Genomic DNA, 16453 nt, shown 5'->3' on the forward strand with positions numbered 1-16453 from the left:
TTAGTGACATTATATACATAATAGACAATCTTTTTTACATCTGATTATTCAGTCTATTATGTGTGAAAAAAATAGGATATTTGTTCTATATTGAACATACTATCCTATTACCATTTTAGTATAGTTAATACCTCGCTAGTCTTCTACTTTCTCAAATAATAGCGCAATCCCTATCCCACCTCCAATTCCTAATGTAGCAACTCCATATTTCATAGACTCTCTTTGCGCCTGATAAAACAAGCGTGTTACAAGCATAGATCCAGATGCACCGTACGGATGACCGAGCGCAATTGCACCACCATTTATATTTAATTTTTCGTAAGGAATTTGTAATTCATTTGCACAAGCTACAACTTTTGAAGCAAACGCTTCATTTATTTCAAAATAATCGATGTCCTCTACCTTTACATTCATTTCATTTAATAATTTATTCACCGCAAATATTGGACCCGTTCCCGGGAGATTAGGATCCACTCCAACCACAGCACTGTGAACGAAACGAAGAACAGGTTTATAACCTAATTTCCGAGCTTTCCCCTCTTCCATAACAAGAACAGCACATGCCCCATCATTTACACCACATGAATTACCTGCCGTTACTGTACCATTTTTTAAAAATGCGGGCTTTGTTCTTTTAATGATTCGTTCATAATTCATTTCTAGCTTTATAGATTCATCTAATAATCCATTAAAAGAAAATATTTCATCATGTATATATCTTTTTTCTAACGCTTGCAGTGTCCGCTTATAACTAAGACAAGCGTACTCGTCTTGCATTTCTCTCGTTATGTTATAACGCTCCACAACATATTCAGCCGCTACTCCCATGTCAGGATCACCAATTGTTTCAGGTGAAAATCGTGCTCTTTTTTGAAAAGGTGACGTACTTGTACTCTCTACTCCTCCTGCGATATAACAAGTACCTGCCCCGCCTTGAATGAAATGACATGCGGTGCGAATCGCTTCCAATCCAGCACCACATTGCCGATCAATCGTTACACCAGGAATATAATAGCCAAGTCCTGCCTCTAAAGCAGATAATCTTGCAACATTCCCTCCCGGTCCAACAACATTCCCTAATATAACATCGTCTATCTCTCTCTCAATTCCTTTACTTAAAAACGTAAGAAGCGGCGCTGCTAATTGCTGAACTTCATAATCTTTAAACATCCCATTCTTCTTACCAATGGGCGTCCTTTTCGCTTCTACAATAACCGCTCTATTCATATATCTTCTCCCGGTTTTCAATCATACTTTTTGCTTCCATACGAGCGATTTTCCCACTATTTGTATAAGGTATTCCATCTACAAAATGCCATTCTTTCGGTATTTTAAACGAAGATAATCGTTGTAAGCAAAAACTCTTTAATTGTTGCTTTGTAGCACTTCCTTTTACGATCGCGACGGGCTTTTCACCCCAGTAACTATCTTTCACACCAATTACAACTATTTCATCTACAGCTGGGTGTTCATGTAATACACTTTCTATTTCTTCTGGGAAAATATTAATTCCTCCAAATAAAATCATATTCTTCTCTCTACCAACAATATATATAAAGCCTTCTTCATCTTCATAGCCTACATCTCGCACTGTCATCCAGCCTTCTGCATTCAACTCCCGTGTTAAAACCCCATCTATTATGTATCCCATAAAAAACTGATCACTTTTCACATAAACAGTTCCTATTTCACCTTTTTGTACTTCTTCGCCTGCTTCATTACATATTCGAATTTGCACATTATGACAAGGTTTTCCTACTGAATTTGGCCTTCTTTCGCTTTCTTCATCGACTAGTGCTGTTACAAAACTTAACTCTGATGCACCATAAAATTCATATCTTTTCGCATAAGGAAATATATTCTTTATTTTTCCTTTCGCTTCAGCTTCCCATTTCGCTCCTGACGAAATAATTTTCACTTTATTTTCTATTACTCTATTTTCTTTATATAAAGATTCAAGCATTGTCGGAACTGTATACATAACTGATATATTTTCAGTTTCTAACTTATCTAGTACTTGATTTGGAATGAACTTTCTCATAATGTACACCGTTTGTCCTACATATAATGCACTTATTGCCCCGTATAAGAAAAGAGAATGAACGAGCGTCCCAGCTATTAAAATCGAATCCTCCCTTTTCATATGAAAGTCATGTACATTACAATCAAAACTATGAACCCACGATTGTTGTGCACGTAAAAATGCTTTTGCTGTTCCTGTTGATCCTGATGTAAATCCCATATAAAAAGGAGCATGTTGTACACTTTCTACAGTGGAATATGTAGGAAGATATTTCTCTATCATTCTTTTCCACCCATCAATTTCAATTACTCTTCCTTCTTCATCTAATAGATCATTTACCTTATATCGTTCTGTCACAATCATATCCGGATTACTGATTTCAATTCTTTCTCTGAGCTCATCTTGTTTCCACTTTATATCTAACGGAACACAAACCCACCCGGCCATAGCGGCACCAGAAAATAGTTGTAAAAACTCTATACGATTTTCTAATAGGATTGCTATTGTTTTATTCTTCGATTCTTTTTCATTTAACCAGTTTGCTACTTTACAAACTGACTCGAACCACTCTTTATATGTTAATACTCTATCATTTTCCTTTATCGCTATTTTATTTGGTTGTAAAGAGGCATGCTTTTTATATTCTTTTGTAATCCCCATATGAGACGTCCTTTCTTTACAAAAATAATAAAAAGAAACACGCAATTAACGTGTTTCTTCCCTTTATCATCCCGCATTTGTATATTTTCCATTCTTTAAAGCGGGCGTAATAATATGTTTCAATGAACGATGTAATTTTGTTACGAGAACTGCCGCAATAATTGCTTTTATACAATCCCCTGGTAAAAACACAGCACTCACTTTCATTGTCTCCCATACAGAAACATCCATTAAGAACGCTTGTACAGTAATACCAAATACATAAACTACGAAAATACCACCAATTATATTAATACATAATACTTTTATAATAGAAACTTCACGTAAACGCTCAATTAAATAACCAATAACAAACGCCCCAATAATGTAACCAAGTAAATATCCTGCACTTGGTCCAACAAATACACCAAGGCCACCGCGTCCACCAGCAAGTAATGGTGCTCCTACTCCTACAATAAGTAAGAAAATAAGCTGACTTAATGCACCTAGTCGTGAGCCTAACAACCCACCCGCAAGCATAACACCGAGTGATTGCAATGTAATTGGAACTGGTGTAATAGAAAGAGCAATCGGAGGTATTAACCCTAACACTCCCATAATAGAACTAAATAAAGCGACAAAAACTAAGTTTTTTGTATTCATATTTGCTTCTCCTATTTGTAAACTTAAAATTTATTTTAGATAACATATCACAAAAATTATATTATCTTTCCACCCCTCTTTTGTCAACCATTAATGTATTAGAGTTTACAAATAGAAGTTCACTTATTTCTCTCTATGCAAATGCTCCAGTTCTTTCCGAAGCGCCTGTTTTAAAAACTTCCCAACAGATGTTTTCGGTATTTCTTCCATAAAAACAATATCGTCTGGCAACCACCACTTCGCAAACTGTGGTTTTAAAAACTCATATATTTCTTCTTTTGTAACCGTACTATTTTTCTTTTGAACAACGCAGGCAATTGGTCGCTCTTGCCACTGAGGATGAGGAACTGCAACGACAGCCGCTTCAAATATAGCATCATGTGCCATTAAAGCATTTTCAAGATCGACCGAAGAAATCCATTCTCCCCCGCTTTTAATAACATCCTTCGTACGGTCAACAATTTTCACGCAACCTTCCTCATCGACTGTGACAACATCACCAGTATATAACCATCCATCGCGAAAACCTTCGACAGTACGATCATCGTTATAATAGCTTTCAGCGATCCAAGGTGCTCGTAAACATAATTCTCCCATCTCAGTACCATCCCACTTCACTTCACCATTTGTACCGACTACTTTCATCTCGACACCAGGTACAAGATATCCTTGTTTGGAGCGAATTTCTAGTTGCTCTTCATACGATAATTCCGTTTCATAACTTTTTAAACGTGCAAGTGTTACGAGTGGACTCGTTTCAGTCATACCATATGCATGTATGAACGGAACATTATGTTTCTGTTCAAATGCTTTAATAACACTTTTCGGCGCCGCTGCACCTCCGCATAGTATTCTCGTCATACTAGATAAATCGTAACTATTATTTTCTAACTCTTGTAATACGCCGAGCCAAATTGTCGGCACACCCGCAGCTAACGTCACTTTTTCTGATTGAATCATCTCTAATAAAATTTTCGGAGTAAACATCGGTCCAGGAAGAACTTGTTTTGATCCAAACCAAGTAGCCGCAAAAGGAAGTCCCCAAGCGTTCACATGAAACATCGGGACGATTGCCATTGCTGCATCACTTTCCGATAAAGCAGCTGTATCAGCTAAACCGAGTGCCATACAGTGTAATACAGTACTACGATGCGTATATACAACACCTTTTGGATTTCCTGTAGTCGCTGACGTATAACACATACCAGCAGGTGTATTTTCATCAATATCTTTTACAAATTGGAAATTGGGATCGCCTTCTTCTAATAGCTTTTCATAATGATATACAGGCTGAAGTGTAGTTTTTGGGAGCTCATCTTTATCAGTCATAACAATGTAGGCTTGTACAGTTGATAATTCGGATTGAATACTTTCAACGAGTGGTACAATATCTTCATCTATAAGTAGAATTCGATCTTCTGCATGCTGAATAATGTATGAAATATGTTGAGGAGATAAACGAATATTAATTGTGTGCAAAACAGAAGCAATACCTGGAATAGCAAAATACGCTTCCACATGCCGATGATGGTTCCACGCTAACGTTCCTACACGTTCACTTTCTTTAATTCCAAGCTTTTTCAACGCACTGGAAAGTCTTCTCGTTCTTTCCCCTAACTGCTTATACGTTAACGTTGTAACTGTATCATGTGTCCGTGAAACAATTTCTTTCTTCGAAAACAGTTTCTCTGCTCTTTCCATCATAGAACTAATTGTTAGCGGTACATTCATCATCATATTGGTTATGTCCCCCTTTAAAACGTTTTCATTTTTTCGTTTATTATAACAGACTTCTACAAATGATTACGACATTTTTCTGTATTTTCTGAATTATTTCTTTGGAAATAATTCAGAACGATAAAAAACATGTTTTGAATACATTGATTCGAAACATGTTTTTTATTTTTTATAAACTATCTACCTTTTTCCTTACTTTCTTTTTCAATTTAAAAATAAAACGATTACTGTATTCCTTATTTTCTACTAAAATCCGATACGTCTCTAACACTCCTAACACACGTACAAAAAGATAAACTCCGATAGCAATAAGTACAACACAATAAGGATAATACTGTACGAGTTCTCCTGAAGTAATTCGTTTTTTCTCAAATAAAAACGGTATCGCTCCTGCTGCAATAAAACAAAATCCAACGATCACTACTGCCGTATACTTCTTCTTAATAGTCGCATATCTTTTGGTCAATTCTTTTAGAAAGTTTTGATCAAATAGTAGTTCTTCCTTTTTCAATACATTGTATCGACTCTCTTCTATCGTTACAGATGCCATCATTGCTCCGATCCCAAGCACTGCAATGATAATGACAAGAAACGTAGACATTGTTGCATTTTCTTTAAATAATAAGTACGGTATTGTAGATAAAATAAGCAAGCTAAATCCTAATGCAATATATTTAGAAATTTTTTGTCCATACACTACATACCCTTCTGCCATTTCCTTACTTACATAATAACCATTTTCCTTTTCGTTACTTTGCTCAGCAGTTTCTTTTAATAAATAGTCAAGTGATACTTCAAATACATTTCCAATCATTATTAACTTTTCAGTTTCAGGAAAACCTTGACCGTTTTCCCATTTACTAACCGCTTGCCTTGTTGTATTTAATTTTTCAGCTAATGCTTCTTGAGAAAGGCCCTTTTCCTTTCTTAATTTAAAAAGCTTTTCACCAAATCCCATATGTGTGTCCCCCTTTGTTTTCTTACCTAAATTGTATGTAAACATTCCCCTTATCTCTATCTTCCCGCGGTTGCACTTTGTCAACTTACGGTTGCGAATGTGTTATATAGTGGTTTTGTATACGATTTAGCTATTATTCTTCTATGATTATGGCGTTAATAAACCACCCTCTCTCAATAACCAATTATAACAATTAAAGGTAAATATTGTTATAAAAAACAAAAAAAACTCCTTTATTCATTTAAAAGAGTTTTAAATATGAAATATTCCAAGAGGAGCTGTTTTTTCTTCCTCCTACTGCCTCACAATTTCTTCTATATATTTTTATGTGTCATATAACGAACTATGTACAGTATATGTTTTCATCTCTTTATCTGAGGCATACTCATATATATGTAAAATATTACTCTTATTAACTTTTCTAATAAAACCACTACTCAATAATCATAACGGCTTCTGCTTAAACTTTTCATAATGTCGTACTTTTAATAGAAGAATATTCCCGCAATCTGTACAAATATAAGCATCCACCGGTGAAGATGTGAACATCGTTTCCTTTTTCCGTATTTGTGCATATCCGACAAACTCACCTTCTCCTATGTTTTGAGAACCACAATTAGAGCATGTCTGCACGGCTTTTTGTTTCATGAGAGCACCACCTTTAATCTGTTTCTACTCCCTTCGACAGTTCAATTCCATTTCCCTTCCAAAAAACTTCTTATTCTCTTACATTACAACAGGAATCTCAAAACAAAAATCGTATATGTACTATGAAAGATATTTATTAATGGAGGAATTTTATGACTACTGTTATGACACTCGATATAGCAACAGAAATTGAAAATGCAGAAATTGATATGCTCTCTTCTAGATTAGAGGGACTACAAGCAATAATCGGAAATCCAATGCAAGTGCAAATGAAAAAGTTCGGTAGTGCCACTGCCTTTTCATCAAAAATAATTGCCGGTCCTGCTTTTAATACGGTAAAAGGTATTACAAATGCAGATGCGATTGATGCAATCATTTCTTATTATGAATCACTACAAATCCCTTGTCGTTTTGAAATTACCCCAGCACAAGGTACAACTGAATTATTTCAATACTTATCTCAAAAAGGTTTTTACCAATCTAGCTTCCATACTGCTTTGTATAGTATACCGAGAGAGGATTCATCACTTCTTCCTTCTAATATTACAATACGAAAACTAAAAGAAAATGAATTTGATATTTTTGCAGACATATATGTACGTGGATTTAATATGCCATCCTTTACAAAAGATGCTGTTCGCCAAAATAACGAAATTCTTTACAATGAACCAGGATGGCATTTTTTCATAGCTGCAGTTCAAAATATCCCTGCTGGTATTGGTGTCCTGTATATAAATAAAGGTGTCGCATCATTAACTGCGTCTGCTACTTTGCCAGAATTTCAGCGTAAAGGCTGTCACACTGCATTAATTCAAAGACAAATTAAGACAGCTATTGAATCCAATTGTACTTTAATAGTTGGACAAGCAAGGTTCGGTAGCGGCAGTCAAAATAATATGGAACGTGCCCATATGAAAATCGCTTATACGAAATCGATATGGACTGCAAAAGACATATAATTTACTTTCTTTCTCCTTCCGTTACATTTTTAAACATTTTATGACAATTCCTTTTCTATCCCGTTAATCATTTGAATATTCAAACTAAATTTGTTACGCTATTACTAGATACATCATTCAACTTGCAATATGAAAAGAAAATTCTAATCAAACTACAAGGAGGAGAAATGTATGACTAAGCACGAACACGGTTTAAAAGAAAAAGTAGAAGGTGCCATTGATAAGGTAAAGGGCGAAGTAAAAGAAGTTGTCGGGAAAGTAACTGACAATAAGAAGTTACAAGCTGAAGGAAAATGGGATAAGGTGAAAGGCACCGCTAAAGATACAGTTGGTAATGTGAAAGAACAAGTACATGAATATAAGGAACATAAATAATAAAAACACGTTAGATGTATTTTCATCTAACGTGTTTTTATTTTACTTTATATATAATGAACCAAATAACATATGATATATTTTTATTTCTCTATACTCTTTGTAAGTGGTTTTTTAAAGGCATTTCTATTCCATACAGCAAAAACAGTAAGAGAAATAATAAAGAATACTACAAGACATATACCCAGATAATCAAAATTAACTACCTGTATGAGATTCCAAAACGGTCCCTGTAAATTATAGCTTTCAATAAGCAAAGATAATAGTTGATACCCCCCTATTAAAAAAGCCGTTATAACAGATATTGAGGTAATTAATACATTATATGAATTTCTTATTCGACTATTTTCCATTGCCCACTTATAATTCGTATTCATGAATGTACTATCTAATGTATCCATCAATGACATTCCTGCAGCAAATAAAATGGGGAAAGCAAATATACTTACAAGTGGAATAGATTGACTTGTTGCAGTTACTGTAGAAAGAGCAATTAATCCAATTTCACTCGCTGTATCAAAACCAAGCCCAAATAAAAAACCGATCATATACAATTGCTTCTGACTATCAATAAATGTAAATAAGCGCTGCGTGAAACGGTATATAAATCCCAGGTTTTCTAGCTGTTTGTCCTCTTGACTTCGTAACACTTTAATAAGGTACAACAGATTGGTAAGACCGATAATGATAAGGAATGTACTAGAAACGATTGTACCAATAATACCGCCTATAGTTGAAAAACTCTCCATCCCATGTTTTGCAGTTTTTCCAATTAAAGCAATTAATACAATCATCACAAATACTACTGTAGAGTGTCCTAGTGAGAAGTAAAATCCCACCCCCTGTGAGTTTTTACCTTTTTCAATTAATTTCCGAACAGTATTATCAATTGCGACAATATGATCACTATCAAACGCATGACGCAATCCTAAAGAATATGCAATAATAGCCATTCCGATTATGCTATTACCTTTATACAGTGCCGGTAATAATAAGAGAATTCCAAGCACATGAAGAAATATAATAATAACAAAAAAGTTAGTTGCCTTTTTCAGTTCACTTTTCCACATAGTTACTAACCCTTTCTACTTTAAATTGAATACTTTTGAAAAAGAAAAGTGCCATAATAAAAACTACAATCGTTATAATAGTCACTAAAATAATTACAAAATTATTTAACACGTCTGTATGATTTGTAAGTGTTAACAGAGCTGGTACTGTTGCAGTAATCCAGGATTCAACGAAGCAAACAATACCTACATAAATATGAATCTTCTTTTTCAATCCATCTTGTAGGAAAAATAAAAACCAAAGGAATGCCCAAAAGAACCAAATTATTGTACTTTGTAAACTTCCACTCTCATGTAATTGATTCACTATTCCCATAACCGTTGCAATGATAGCAACCCAAAGAGAATAGTAACCTACACCTGAAGAATCAAGTTTTAATATATTCGTAAGACCAACATATAAATAAGTAAAACCAAATAAAAAAATAGTTCCACTAGATAGGATAGTCCACTCATCGGATTGACTTCCTGTAAATAATAAATATAATGGTGTCAAAGTTTGTAATGCCCCTACAAATAAATTAAAGTATCCTACACTTTTGCTATCAATGAGTTTAAAAGCTGCTAGTGAATTCATAAATAGAACTGCACCGACAAACAATAATCCCACATTAGTCATAGTATCCCCTTCTCTTACTTAATATTTTCGATAGGATGTTAATTCTTCATGTAGACAATGCTCTCTAACAAAACGATGACACTGAAAAAATATAGACTCGATATCCTCTGTATTATGACTAAGTATGCGTATGACAAAGCCTTTACATGGTGTAGAAGATATTCCAATTTTCATATTGTTAGTGTTAGATAGTGATGTTTTCAATGCTGCAATTAAATCATTTGTAATGTTCTCATTAATAACTATGAAAGTACCATAATGGGAATATTGATTTAATATTCCCATTTGATCTAACGACTCTTTGAAAGGGTTTAACAATAGATGATCGTATACTACAAGTTTATTTTCCATATATATTTTTGTTAACGAATCAAAATATTGGTATGTGAACTTCTCCATATTTGGCGACCAACCGGGCGTAACTGAATCGCATAAAATCAATGTAGAATTATTTTGCATATATATATTGGTTTTTTGCTTATATGCTGCATCCTTGTACATAATTAACGGGTCTGGTAGATATTCCATAACAGCATTCTCACCAATATAAAAATTCAATTCTTGCAAAGCATAACTATTTGGAGTCTTGTAAACTTTCGTTGCCGATTGGCTTGTTATATATGTTTTCGCATCTTTACCAACATTTATATTTATAGAATAGAAATCTCCTTTTAAATAGCCTCCACCAGAATTCATAATATAGTAATATGCTCTACCATACTCGTCCAAATATATTGGCTGCGTTACTTTTAAGGCATCTTTATGATAAACCTTAATAGGTACGGTTTTATGTCTCTTTTCCATCACATCAATATTTAAGACACCTGTAGGGGATTTCATTTTTTCAATCCTTCTAACATAATGTTTTGTCGCATCCAATTTATTAATTCTTGTAAACCTTCTTCATCCTTCAAATTTGTAAAAAAGTATGGTTTATTATGTCGGTAATTTTTCGTATCCTGCTCCATAACTCCAAGATCAGCCCCTACATAAGGTGCCAAATCCGTTTTATTAATTACAAATACATCAGATTTGATCATTCCTTGTCCACCTTTACGCGGAATCTTTTCTCCCTGTGCCACATCAATAATATAAATTGAAAAATCCACTAGCTCCGGACTAAATGTGGCAGCTAAATTATCACCCCCACTTTCAATAAAAATAATATCTAAATTATTATGTCTCATCATAAGTTCTTCAATTGCTTCAAAATTCATAGAAGCGTCCTCTCGAATTGCTGTATGCGGGCACCCTCCTGTCTCTACACCAATAATTCTATCTTCTGGTAAAACACCTGTTTTCAATAAAATTTTTGCATCTTCTTTCGTATAAATATCGTTTGTAATTGCTGCAATTTCATAATCTGTATTTAGATGTTTTGTTAACTTTTCAACTAACATTGTTTTCCCAGCACCTACTGGGCCACCGATACCAATTCTAATAGGCTTTATCATTTTATTTTTTCCTCCCTATGACATGAAGACCCTTACATTTACATCTTCATGTTGCATTTGATTTATTTCGAATTCAGGATCATTCAATCCAAAATCCTCTAATGAAAGTATTTGAATTCTATCAATAGATTCACAGATTAATTCATGGCATTCTTGTAATAATTTTTGACCATCTGTTTGTCCAAGAGGAATGGCTCTCACACCGTTTTGAATTATACTTCCAACACTTGAGTATAAGAAAACTAAGAGCGTTTCTTCTATTGTCATTTTCAATTCCGCCCCTAATATTCCGTATACGATACTCGGATGACCTTGTAATTTATTACCCATAATATTTTCTTTATATATATTTAAATTTACAAATGAGAACAATTCACACAATAATTTAGAAGTACTTTTACTAATCATTCTATTTGCTTTTCTACATTCAAAAGGCAGTGTTTGTGCTGTTATTAAATCATCTAAAAATGTAATTTGTTCTCCCTCATTAGTCTTAATTGCTTCGTAAGTACATTTGCAAATTAAGCCATCCGTGTATGTTAATTGGACCTTTATATATCGATTAACCCATTTGAAAAATTCGGCTTTATTTGTAACTTGTCCCTCTTGAATAAACGTTTCTAATCCAAAAGAGTGACTAAAACTTCCTGTTGGGAAGTTCGAATCACTAATTTGGAGTAGGTTAAGTAGGTTAAATATGTTTGTGTGAAGCATGCTTGAATGGTTTTGGTAATACTCTATTTTCTTTTTGATAAGGAACACCTTCCTTTTTAAGTAAATCTTCTACTAAGTAGTCATTTGCCAAAATCATGCACCCTTCATCGAATTGTGCTGGTAAATGTCTATTTCCTAAGTTATGAGCAATAATTCCCATTTCTTTTATTGATGTTGGAGTAATTACAATCACCTCTTCTGGTAATACTTCAATATATACAATTCGATTTTCATCTTCATATAAAATATCACCGTTCTTTAATGTTTCTCCACTATCTAAAGACACCCCAATTTCAAAACCAGATTCTGAATATAATTTCTGAACCCTCTTCAGTAAAAGCTCACTAGAAATCGATATTTTATCAAGATGCTTTGTTGTATTTGAAAAATTATTCATATTACATACGTTGTTATTAATTTTTTCAATAATCATTTTATCTCCCCCGTTATATCAAAATAAAAAATATCTTTGAGCCATAGGTAGTATATCTACTGCTTCACACGTGATTACTTGTCCATCAACTTTAACTTCATATGTCTGCGGATCTACTTCAATTTTTGGTGTTGCATTATTTAGTTTCATATCTCGCTTCGAAATCTCTCTCGTATTTTTAACAGGTAATACAACTTTATTTAAACCTAATTTTTCTTTAATATTATTCTCATAAGCTACTTTCGATACAAATGTAATCGAACTTGACTGTACTGCTTTTCCATATGCACCAAACATCTTTTTTTCATAATATGGTTGTGGGGTAGGAATCGAAGCATTCTCGTCTCCCATTAATGCCATCACTACCATCCCATTTTTCAAAACCATATCTGGCTTAACACCGAAAAATTGTGGATCCCATATTACAAGGTCTGCATACTTTCCTACTTCAATAGAGCCAACATATTCTGAAATCCCATGTGTAATAGCTGGATTAATTGTATACTTAGCTATATAACGTTGAATTCTATTATTATCGTTATATTCTTTATCTCCCTCTAAACTACCAATCTGCTTTTTCATTTTATCGGCAGTTTGCCAATTGCGAATAATAACCTCGCCAACCCTTCCCATCGCCTGTGAGTCAGAGCTAATCATGCTGAAAACCCCTAGATCTTGCAAAATATCCTCTGCCGCGATTGTTTCTTTTCGAATCCTTGAATCTGCAAACATTACATCTTCTGGAATATTCGCTTTTAAATGATGACATACCATGAGCATATCTAAATGTTCATCCAGCGTATTCACTGTATATGGCAAGGTCGGGTTCGTTGAAGATGGTAAAATATTATTCAGCGCAGCAATCTTTATAATATCTGGTGCATGCCCACCTCCAGCTCCTTCAGTGTGGTACGTATGAATAACACGATTATCAATAGCTTTTATCGTTTCTTCCACAAAACCACATTCATTTAAAGTATCCGTATGAATAGCGACTTGAATATCATATTTATCAGCAATCTGTAACGAGTGATTAATTGCTGAAGAAGTCGCTCCCCAATCTTCATGGATTTTCAATCCGATAGCCCCTGCAAATATTTGTTCTTCCAGGGCAGGTAGACTTGAACTATTTCCTTTCCCTAAAAACCCAAGGTTTACAGGAAAAGCTTCTGCTGCTTCTAGCATTTTTCTTAAGTTCCAAGATCCAGGTGTTATTGTAGTTGCCTTAGTCCCTTCTGCCGGTCCTGTTCCCCCACCAATTAAAGTTGTTATACCTGAAGCTAATGCTGTATCAATTTGTTGTGGGGATATGAAATGCACATGTGTATCAATACCTCCAGCTGTAACGATTTTCCGCTCACCAGAAATTACTTCCGTTGATGTTCCAATGATGATATCAATGTTATCCATAACTGAAGGATTACCACTCTTACCTATTGCTGAAATCTTTCCATCTTTTATACCAACATCCGCTTTATATATTCCTGTATAATCAATAATAATTGCATTGGTAATAACAACATCCACAACCCCCTGTTCTCTTGTAAGTTGTGAATTTTGTCCCATACCATCCCTAATTGATTTTCCTCCACCAAAGACAGCTTCATCACCATATACAGTGGCATTTCGATCAACATGTGCGAATAATTGTGTATCCGCTAAACGAATAGAATCTCCTGTAGTTGGACCATATAAATCAGCATATTGTTTACGTGACATCTTAAAACTCATGCTATCTCCCTCTTTTTGTATAAGATTGAATATCGCCATCCACTTTATTTTTAAATCCATATACTTCTTGTTCCCCTGAATATGGAACTAATTCAATCGTTTTTTCATCTCCAGGCTCAAATCTTACCGCTGTACCTGCTGGAATATTTAAATGTCGTCCAATTGCTACACTTCGATTGAATTTTAACGCCTCATTCACTTCATAAAAGTGGTAATGAGATCCAATTTGAATAGGTCTATCTCCCTGATTTAGTACTTTGACTTTCGTTGCTTTTTTATTTCCATTACATACTATGTCTTCTTTCGCAAGGATATATTGCCCTGGAATCATAACATTCACTTCCTTTAATGAATTGGTTGATGAATAGTTACTAATTTTGTTCCATCAGGAAAAGTTGCCTCAACTTGAATATCTGATATCATGTCTGCAATACCATCCATAACATCTTCAGCACTTAAAATGGTTTTTCCAAGCTCCATTAATTCCGCTACATTTTTACCATCTCTTGCTCCTTCCAAAATTTCATACGTAATAATAGCAATACTTTCTGGATAGTTTAACTTAAGCCCCCTCTCCTTTCGTCGATAAGCTAAATCAGCCGCAACAACTACTAGCAGTTTATCAATTTCTCTTGGCGTTAATCTCATTACAATCTTCCTTTCTGAAGTATTTTAAAACTAAGAATATTCTAAAAATAAAAGGTGTATTTTCAATGTCCTTTCCGTGTTTTCTCCATGTTTTTTTGCTATCAATCAAATAAAAAAAGAGCCCATCGGCTCTTTTTTTATTTTCCTTCATTCTTCTCTAGCACGTATAAATCTTCTTCGATATTCGTTAATTTCTCACTTACAAGCTTTCTTGCATCTCCAATTGCTTGATTGTATGCAAATGGTCCAACTAATTTAATCATTTCTTCTATTAAACGCTCTGCTTGGAAACGTCCAATTTCATCTAAATCTTCTTCCATGAAAAATTGCTGAATTTGCGCTACAAGCTCTTCTTTTTTATCATTTGGTATTTTTATATTCATCATCGCTGTTACTCCTCTATATTTAAGATAATATCTTCCTTAACTCTACCATAGAAAAACGATTACCAGGACAGCTTTTTGTAACTCCTTCTAACTCTCTATGACCTAGTATATTTTCTTTCTTTATAGCAAATTGCTTCATAAACATTTTGCATAAAGAATATAATGCATTCACTTGTGCAGGAGTGGGATCGTATTTATCGAAATTTCCCGTCATACATATTCCAATTGTATGACGGTTATGGTCTTTCGCGTGCGCTCCAATATGTAAACCTCGCCCTTCCACTACAGTTCCGTCCTTTTCGATAAAATAGTTGTAACCAATCCCGCTCCACCCTTTTACAGTTTGATGAAATTCATGCGTTTTATACACGTCCCATCCATCTTCAGCTGTATGGTGAATAATCAGTTTATTTACTTTTTCTAAAGGAACTAATTCATCTTGAAATGTTAGATTGACACATTTAATTTCCATTTGAACTGCCTCCTCTTAAAAATCAATCATAATAATCGTTTTATCATCTGGCCTTATTCTTTTTTCGCCTTCTAGCTCTTCAATGATTGCTACATATTCGTTTATACTATTCTTTCTTATATATGCAACGGTTTGTTCTAATGACCAATCTGGGTGAAATAACCCGTCTGAACAAATAAAAATTCCACTCACTTCATCTGTATGTAATTCACCATGTTGTAAATAATGTATCGCTTCTTTCATTCCATTTGCAACTGAATAACCATTTGGCATATTTGCAAGATAACGATTGTATTTTAACTGTTCTCGAACATCTTGAAAAACATATTCTTCTGGTACAGATAATCCTTTTTTACGATCTTCTTCCCTCTTCTTTTTTGCTCGTTTACTAATTCCTTCAACTGTGTCTTTCGTTAATACTTGCATCGTTCCATTTTGAAAAGTTACGACAATCATACAGTCCCCAAGCTGCGCATATTCAATTTTCTCACCAACTATTTGGACTGCCGCGATACATGTGCACCACAAATACTCTTTTTTTCTCGTGTCTACTTCATATTCTAACATTTTGCTTTGCAATGCTTCATTTGCTTTGGCAACTGCAAATTGTAAACTATGATTCTCTCGTAATGCAGTAAAATAACTTGCAAATAAATGCGAAGCGATGTATGCTCCATTATGTCCCTTTTCATCACGAAACGGGACAAGTGGTGTTGCACCGTCACATACACCATAAATCTTATTTTCTTTATTACAAAAATAAGAATCCTCACATTCTTGCTTCAACGGGCTTTTCTGTTGATATGTTTTTATCTTCACAACTGTATCCCCTTTCAAATGATAAAATACTCAAATTCTTTTGATTAATCTAATTTACCTAAATAAACTGTTTTCACCCAAAACTTTCAATATCATATATAATCT

Annotated in this window: 20 protein-coding genes; 2 read left to right on the forward strand and 18 right to left on the reverse strand. The window is 34.2% G+C overall.

The genetic code is table 11. The annotated features are described in order from the left end of the window. Nucleotides 1-135: 135 nt before the first annotated feature. The 6 genes from AC241_RS17845 to AC241_RS17870 form a co-directional block, all read right to left on the reverse strand. Entirely contained in the window at nucleotides 136-1227 is a 1092-nt protein-coding gene (locus tag AC241_RS17845) for an acetyl-CoA C-acyltransferase (protein WP_050844413.1), read from the reverse strand. Continuing rightward, nucleotides 1220-2683, reverse strand: a complete 1464-nt coding sequence (locus AC241_RS17850; protein ID WP_050844414.1) for an acyl-CoA synthetase — start codon at nucleotides 2681-2683, stop codon at nucleotides 1220-1222. The genes AC241_RS17845 and AC241_RS17850 overlap by 8 nt, the downstream gene beginning before the upstream one ends. A gap of 66 nt (nucleotides 2684-2749) precedes the next feature. Continuing rightward, complete coding sequence (locus AC241_RS17855; protein ID WP_001093334.1) at nucleotides 2750-3325, reverse strand: biotin transporter BioY; 576 nt, start codon at nucleotides 3323-3325, stop codon at nucleotides 2750-2752. A 123-nt stretch (nucleotides 3326-3448) separates the two neighbouring features. After that, nucleotides 3449-5062, reverse strand: coding sequence for a long-chain fatty acid--CoA ligase (locus AC241_RS17860; protein WP_050844415.1), 1614 nt, complete (start codon nucleotides 5060-5062; stop codon nucleotides 3449-3451). 169 nt (nucleotides 5063-5231) lie between these two features. Beyond that, nucleotides 5232-6020 carry a helix-turn-helix domain-containing protein gene (locus AC241_RS17865; RefSeq protein ID WP_029443041.1) on the reverse strand — a complete coding sequence of 263 codons (789 nt, stop codon included), beginning with the start codon at nucleotides 6018-6020 and terminating at the stop codon, nucleotides 5232-5234. A gap of 444 nt (nucleotides 6021-6464) precedes the next feature. After that, on the reverse strand, nucleotides 6465-6668 hold the full coding sequence (locus tag AC241_RS17870; protein WP_000810192.1) for a hypothetical protein: 204 nt from the start codon (nucleotides 6666-6668) through the stop codon (nucleotides 6465-6467). 152 nt (nucleotides 6669-6820) lie between these two features. Here AC241_RS17870 and AC241_RS17875 point away from each other — a divergent pair, with 152 nt between their 5' ends. Together AC241_RS17875 and AC241_RS17880 are read left to right on the forward strand one after the other, a co-directional pair. After that, complete coding sequence (locus tag AC241_RS17875) at nucleotides 6821-7627, forward strand: GNAT family N-acetyltransferase (protein WP_050844416.1); 807 nt, start codon at nucleotides 6821-6823, stop codon at nucleotides 7625-7627. A 171-nt stretch (nucleotides 7628-7798) separates the two neighbouring features. After that, nucleotides 7799-8002 (forward strand): CsbD family protein, encoded by a 204-nt coding sequence (locus AC241_RS17880; protein ID WP_016080658.1) that lies wholly within the window; start codon nucleotides 7799-7801, stop codon nucleotides 8000-8002. Between the two features lie 83 nt (nucleotides 8003-8085). On the opposite strand, the gene AC241_RS17885 is transcribed toward AC241_RS17880, so the two are convergent. From AC241_RS17885 to AC241_RS17940, 12 genes are all read right to left on the reverse strand, one after another. Then, complete coding sequence (locus AC241_RS17885) at nucleotides 8086-9072, reverse strand: HoxN/HupN/NixA family nickel/cobalt transporter (RefSeq protein ID WP_016080657.1); 987 nt, start codon at nucleotides 9070-9072, stop codon at nucleotides 8086-8088. After that, complete coding sequence (locus AC241_RS17890; RefSeq protein ID WP_043936434.1) at nucleotides 9059-9691, reverse strand: AmiS/UreI family transporter; 633 nt, start codon at nucleotides 9689-9691, stop codon at nucleotides 9059-9061. Before AC241_RS17890 ends, AC241_RS17885 begins: the two co-directional genes overlap by 14 nt. Before the next feature lie 18 nt (nucleotides 9692-9709). Then, the gene (locus tag AC241_RS17895) at nucleotides 9710-10531 is read right to left on the reverse strand and encodes an urease accessory protein UreD (RefSeq protein ID WP_016080655.1); all 822 of its coding nucleotides are present in this window, start codon (nucleotides 10529-10531) and stop codon (nucleotides 9710-9712) included. Then, nucleotides 10528-11145 carry an urease accessory protein UreG gene (gene ureG / locus AC241_RS17900; RefSeq protein WP_016080654.1) on the reverse strand — a complete coding sequence of 206 codons (618 nt, stop codon included), beginning with the start codon at nucleotides 11143-11145 and terminating at the stop codon, nucleotides 10528-10530. Before ureG ends, AC241_RS17895 begins: the two co-directional genes overlap by 4 nt. 15 nt (nucleotides 11146-11160) lie before the next feature. Further along, nucleotides 11161-11859, reverse strand: a complete 699-nt coding sequence (locus tag AC241_RS17905) for an urease accessory protein UreF (RefSeq protein WP_050844417.1) — start codon at nucleotides 11857-11859, stop codon at nucleotides 11161-11163. Continuing rightward, nucleotides 11837-12292, reverse strand: coding sequence for an urease accessory protein UreE (locus tag AC241_RS17910; RefSeq protein ID WP_016080652.1), 456 nt, complete (start codon nucleotides 12290-12292; stop codon nucleotides 11837-11839). Before AC241_RS17910 ends, AC241_RS17905 begins: the two co-directional genes overlap by 23 nt. Before the next feature lie 18 nt (nucleotides 12293-12310). Further along, nucleotides 12311-14023 (reverse strand): urease subunit alpha, encoded by a 1713-nt coding sequence (gene ureC, locus AC241_RS17915; protein WP_043315353.1) that lies wholly within the window; start codon nucleotides 14021-14023, stop codon nucleotides 12311-12313. 1 nt (nucleotide 14024) lies between these two features. Then, nucleotides 14025-14354: an urease subunit beta gene (locus AC241_RS17920; RefSeq protein WP_016080650.1), complete on the reverse strand. Its 330-nt coding sequence runs from the start codon at nucleotides 14352-14354 to the stop codon at nucleotides 14025-14027. Between the two features lie 14 nt (nucleotides 14355-14368). Next, nucleotides 14369-14671, reverse strand: a complete 303-nt coding sequence (locus AC241_RS17925; protein ID WP_001241328.1) for an urease subunit gamma — start codon at nucleotides 14669-14671, stop codon at nucleotides 14369-14371. Nucleotides 14672-14808: 137 nt separating this feature from the next. Next, entirely contained in the window at nucleotides 14809-15057 is a 249-nt protein-coding gene (locus AC241_RS17930) for a DUF2164 domain-containing protein (protein WP_000981064.1), read from the reverse strand. Nucleotides 15058-15076: 19 nt separating this feature from the next. Further along, entirely contained in the window at nucleotides 15077-15529 is a 453-nt protein-coding gene (locus tag AC241_RS17935) for a peptidoglycan recognition protein family protein (RefSeq protein ID WP_029443046.1), read from the reverse strand. Between the two features lie 15 nt (nucleotides 15530-15544). After that, nucleotides 15545-16366 (reverse strand): protein phosphatase 2C domain-containing protein, encoded by an 822-nt coding sequence (locus tag AC241_RS17940; protein WP_029443047.1) that lies wholly within the window; start codon nucleotides 16364-16366, stop codon nucleotides 15545-15547. Nucleotides 16367-16453 lie beyond the last annotated feature (87 nt).

The sequence above is a fragment of the Bacillus thuringiensis genome, from assembly GCF_001182785.1.
Lineage (GTDB): Bacteria > Bacillota > Bacilli > Bacillales > Bacillaceae_G > Bacillus_A > Bacillus_A thuringiensis_S.

Bases quoted from the DNA above. Each gene is read 5' to 3' on its own strand.
- ureG (WP_016080654.1), bottom strand. From the start codon at position 11,145: ATGATAAAGCCTATTAGAATTGGTATCGGTGGCCCAGTAGGTGCTGGG.
- AC241_RS17875 (WP_050844416.1), top strand. From the start codon at position 6,821: ATGACTACTGTTATGACACTCGATATAGCAACAGAAATTGAAAATGCA.
- AC241_RS17845 (WP_050844413.1), bottom strand. From the start codon at position 1,227: ATGAATAGAGCGGTTATTGTAGAAGCGAAAAGGACGCCCATTGGTAAG.
- AC241_RS17905 (WP_050844417.1), bottom strand. From the start codon at position 11,859: ATGCTTCACACAAACATATTTAACCTACTTAACCTACTCCAAATTAGT.
- AC241_RS17935 (WP_029443046.1), bottom strand. From the start codon at position 15,529: ATGGAAATTAAATGTGTCAATCTAACATTTCAAGATGAATTAGTTCCT.
- AC241_RS17930 (WP_000981064.1), bottom strand. From the start codon at position 15,057: ATGATGAATATAAAAATACCAAATGATAAAAAAGAAGAGCTTGTAGCG.
- AC241_RS17890 (WP_043936434.1), bottom strand. From the start codon at position 9,691: ATGACTAATGTGGGATTATTGTTTGTCGGTGCAGTTCTATTTATGAAT.
- ureC (WP_043315353.1), bottom strand. From the start codon at position 14,023: ATGAGTTTTAAGATGTCACGTAAACAATATGCTGATTTATATGGTCCA.
- AC241_RS17895 (WP_016080655.1), bottom strand. From the start codon at position 10,531: ATGAAATCCCCTACAGGTGTCTTAAATATTGATGTGATGGAAAAGAGA.
- AC241_RS17860 (WP_050844415.1), bottom strand. From the start codon at position 5,062: ATGATGATGAATGTACCGCTAACAATTAGTTCTATGATGGAAAGAGCA.
- AC241_RS17925 (WP_001241328.1), bottom strand. From the start codon at position 14,671: ATGAGATTAACGCCAAGAGAAATTGATAAACTGCTAGTAGTTGTTGCG.
- AC241_RS17885 (WP_016080657.1), bottom strand. From the start codon at position 9,072: ATGTGGAAAAGTGAACTGAAAAAGGCAACTAACTTTTTTGTTATTATT.
- AC241_RS17920 (WP_016080650.1), bottom strand. From the start codon at position 14,354: ATGATTCCAGGGCAATATATCCTTGCGAAAGAAGACATAGTATGTAAT.
- AC241_RS17870 (WP_000810192.1), bottom strand. From the start codon at position 6,668: ATGAAACAAAAAGCCGTGCAGACATGCTCTAATTGTGGTTCTCAAAAC.
- AC241_RS17850 (WP_050844414.1), bottom strand. From the start codon at position 2,683: ATGGGGATTACAAAAGAATATAAAAAGCATGCCTCTTTACAACCAAAT.
- AC241_RS17855 (WP_001093334.1), bottom strand. From the start codon at position 3,325: ATGAATACAAAAAACTTAGTTTTTGTCGCTTTATTTAGTTCTATTATG.
- AC241_RS17910 (WP_016080652.1), bottom strand. From the start codon at position 12,292: ATGATTATTGAAAAAATTAATAACAACGTATGTAATATGAATAATTTT.
- AC241_RS17865 (WP_029443041.1), bottom strand. From the start codon at position 6,020: ATGGGATTTGGTGAAAAGCTTTTTAAATTAAGAAAGGAAAAGGGCCTT.
- AC241_RS17880 (WP_016080658.1), top strand. From the start codon at position 7,799: ATGACTAAGCACGAACACGGTTTAAAAGAAAAAGTAGAAGGTGCCATT.